The organism is Geomonas sp. (assembly GCF_056994735.1).
In genome coordinates, this window is the sequence record NZ_JBXKJL010000062.1 from 1 (window position 1) to 3,291 (window position 3,291).

Annotated in this window: 2 protein-coding genes; one reads left to right on the forward strand and one right to left on the reverse strand. The window is 61.9% G+C overall.

From position 1 onward, the window contains the following. Positions 1-1,061, forward strand: a 1,061-nt coding sequence (rtcA, locus tag AC11W3_RS02880; protein WP_484088474.1) for an RNA 3'-terminal phosphate cyclase, incomplete at its 5' end; no start/stop codon positions are given. On the opposite strand, the gene AC11W3_RS02885 is transcribed toward rtcA, so the two are convergent. Then, positions 1,058-3,238, reverse strand: coding sequence for a methyl-accepting chemotaxis protein (locus AC11W3_RS02885; RefSeq protein ID WP_484092456.1), 2,181 nt, complete (start codon positions 3,236-3,238; stop codon positions 1,058-1,060). The genes rtcA and AC11W3_RS02885 overlap by 4 nt on opposite strands. Positions 3,239-3,291: the final 53 nt, after the last annotated feature.

A 3,291-nucleotide genomic window follows, 5' to 3' on the forward strand; every position in this document is an offset into this window, starting at 1 on the left:
TCATGATCGAGATCGACGGCAGCCAGGGCGAAGGCGGTGGACAGATGCTGCGGACGGCGTTGAGCCTCTCCTGCATCACCGGCAAGGGCTTCCGGATCAGGAACATCCGCAAGGCGCGCTCGAAGCCCGGCCTGATGCGCCAGCACCTGGTTGCCGTGCAGGCGGCGGCACGGATCTCCTCCGCCGGCGTTTCAGGCGATGAACTCGGATCGGTCGAGCTTACCTTTCTTCCACGTCAGGTCTCGGCCGGCAACTACGACTTCGACATCGGCACCGCCGGCTCCACTGCGCTGGTGCTGCAGACCATCATCCCGCCGCTGCTGAAGGCCGACGGGGTCAGCCGCATCAACCTGATCGGCGGCACCCATGTCCCCTTCAGTCCCTCCTGGAACTACCTCGCCGAAGTCTTCGCCTCCACCTTGCGCCGCCTCGGAGCCAAGGTGGAGTTCCACATCGACTACTGCGGTTTCTACCCCAAAGGTGGCGGGAGGGTCCACTGCCGGGTTGAGCCTGCGGGGACGCTCGCTCCCCTCCAGGCAAGGGAAAGGGGCAATTTGTTGCGGGTGAGGGGATGCTCCGCCGTGGGGAACCTCCCCCGGACCATCGCGGAGCGCCAGTCCGATTCCGCGCTGGCGCAATTGCGAAGCGAGATGGGTCATGCGGTGCCGATGGAAGTGGAGATCCGGGAGCTGAAAATTTACGGGCAGGGGACCTTCATCTTTCTCAAAGCCGAATACGAGCACGCCGTGACCGGTTTTACGGCCCTCGGAGCAAGGGGGAAGCCGGCGGAGCGGGTGGGCGAGGAGGCGGCGTTTGAACTTATTACCCATCATCGCACCGGAAGGCCCATCGATCCCCACCTGGCGGACCAACTGGTGCTCTACCTGGCCCAGGCCAGTGGCGCCTCGGTCTTCTCCACCTCCCGCATCAGCACCCATCTCCAGACCAACCTCATGGTGACCTCCCGCTTCATCGACATCGATATGAAAATAGACGGCACCCTCGATGTTCCGGGTACCGTCTACATTTCACCATTCACCATTCACCATCCACGCCTCTAGTACCTCTCGAACCCCACGTCGAGGAGGCTGCCGGTGTCGAGCATGTCGATGGCGTGGCCTGCCCCGGCTGCAGCGCTGGTGCCGGCCTTGGTGATGACCCGGCTGGCCGCCACCTGCCGGGCGGCCTTCCGGGGCGCTGCCGGCTGCCGTCCGCGCGCTGACGCCTTTTCCTCGATCATGAAGAAGGCGATGGTGCCCTGCAACTGCTCAGCCTGGGAGGCCAGTTCCTCGGCGGTGGAGGCCATCTCCTCGGCCGCGCCGGCATTTTGCTGGATTACCTGGTCAAGTTGCTGAATGGCCTTGTTGATCTGCTCGGCTCCGGCGTCCTGCTCCTTGCAAGCTGCGGAGATCTCCTGCACGAGCTCGGAGGTTTTCTGGATATCCGGTACCAGCCTCTGCAGCAGCTCTCCGGCGTTTTCCGCCACCTCTACGCTGTTCAGCGACAGGTCCCCGATTTCTCCCGCCGCCTTCTGACTCCGCTCGGCGAGCTTCCTCACTTCGGAGGCCACCACGGCAAATCCCTTCCCGTGCTCGCCGGCGCGCGCGGCTTCGATGGCGGCATTGAGCGCCAGCAGGTTAGTCTGGCGGGCGATCTCCTCGATGATCGAGATCTTGGCCGCGATCTCCTTCATGGCAGCTACCGTCTTGTTTACCGCCGCACCGCTGTCGTTGGCGTCGCTGGCCGACTTTACCGCGATCTTCTCGGTCTGGAGCGAGTTGTCGGCGTTTTGCCGGATGTTGGAAGACATCTCTTCCATCGAAGCCGACGCCTCCTCGGCTGAGGCCGCCTGCTGGCTTGCCCCCTGCGACATCTGCTCGGAGGTCGAGCTCAGTTCCTGGCTGCCGGCTGTGACGTTGTCGGCGGCGGCCTTGACGTCGGCGACCACCTTGGTCAGGTTTCTCACCATCTCGGTCAGCGCCTGCATCAGGCCGTCGTTCTCAGAGCGCTCCTGCACCTTCACCAGCAGGTTCCCCCCCGCGATCTCCTTGGCGAGATCGGTGGCGTTGTTCATGGCGTCGATCAGCAGGTTGATGTTGTTCTTGGTCTCGTTGAAATCGCCGTAATAGGTGTCGTTGATCTTTTCCGGGATGTCGCCCTTCGAGATCCTGTCCACGTAGGTCGCGGTTACCTTGATCGGCTGGACGAAAGCCTCGATCAGCCGGTTGAGACCCGTCACCACCTCACCCCAGGCTCCCTGGTATTCGGCGGCGTTCCCGCGCACCTCGAGTCTTCCCTGCTGCACCCCCGCGATGAGCAGGTTCATCTCCTCGATCAGCGACTTGATCATGGCGATCATCGCCGTCAGGTTGTGCCCCATCACGTCGCGATCCGATTTCGGCTTCACCTGGACAGTGAGGTCCCCGCGGGCCACCATCTCGGCGGCGAGGGAAGCCTCCTTGACGTTGTCGGCCATGTTCCGGAACGACCTCGCCAGCATGGCGATCTCGTCCTGCCCGTCGGCGTCGATCACTACCTCGACGTCACCGAGGGCCAGCTTGTCCGCGCACTCAGCCAGGGCATTGACCGGCCTGCTGATGCTACGGGTGGTGAGAAATGCTATCGCGATACCTCCCGCCAGGGCAAGGATGGCCATGATTATGCCAAGGGTCCGGGAGCTGCCCGAGACCTTCACCGCATCGCTGTATCGGGCGTCGATCCCGGCTTCCTGGTATTTGACCAGCTCGCTGAAAGCCGGAAAAATCCTTGCGCACAAAGGAGCCGTCTCCTTGCCGAAGACCGCAGCGGCTTTGGCAGTGTTGTTGGCCAGCGCCAGCTCGATCACCTCGTTGTTAGATTTCTTGGCGTTTTCGAGCGCTTGCTTCGCCTGCGCGATCAGCTCCTTTCCCTTCTCGGAGTCCTCGAGCTTCTCCAGTTTTTCCATTGCCGTCTTGTACTGCTGCCGGGCCTGGTCGATCTTCACGCTCTCCTCGCGTCTTGAGGAAGCGTCGGTCTGCAGGATCATGCTCTGGACGCTGCTGATGATGGAGCTGACCCCTTTTGAGCATTCATTGGCCAGTTGGATCTTTACGTAGCTGGTTTTGACGATCTTGTTCAGGCCGGTGTCCATCTTGATCATTCCGATGGTCCCGACGGCTCCGATGGCTAATAACAGGACTAAAATGATCCCGAATCCCAGCCCCAATCTCAAACCCAGCTTCATGTCACGAATCTTCACTATACTTCCTCCCTCACTACTGTGTTTCAAGCCGGCAGCGGCCGACAAGTATC